At 60.5% G+C, this 248-nt stretch carries 1 protein-coding gene; it reads left to right on the top strand.

Annotated features, from left to right (window positions below):
- On the top strand, positions 1-184 hold a 184-nt coding region (locus tag AC3XQU_RS24490; RefSeq protein WP_489876711.1), incomplete at its 5' end, for a DUF8462 domain-containing protein.
- Between the last annotated feature and the right edge of the window lie 64 nt (positions 185-248).

Here is a 248-nt window from a genome sequence, read left to right as displayed (position 1 = left end):
GGGTCGTGAATCCACTCAACTGGCTCCCACGCGCTCGGAGCTCATCAACATGGGTCTGCTCTACACTCCATCGCACGGCTACGCGGGATTTACGGTGCCTCACTTTGCTCGTTTTCTTTTTCGGGCTGTGCCGGACTTGGACGTTCCCCCGTTCCAGAAGCGGCGGGCGAGGCCGAAGACATAAGCTCCCCTTTTCGACACGCTCGGTTTCGACACGCTCAGCCACCGAGTCGGCCAATCGCCCAGTC

The organism is Telluria sp. AZSoR62 (assembly GCF_058111565.1).
The sequence above is the reverse complement of the archived record's forward strand: the minus strand, read 5'-3'. Positions and strand labels throughout refer to the sequence as shown.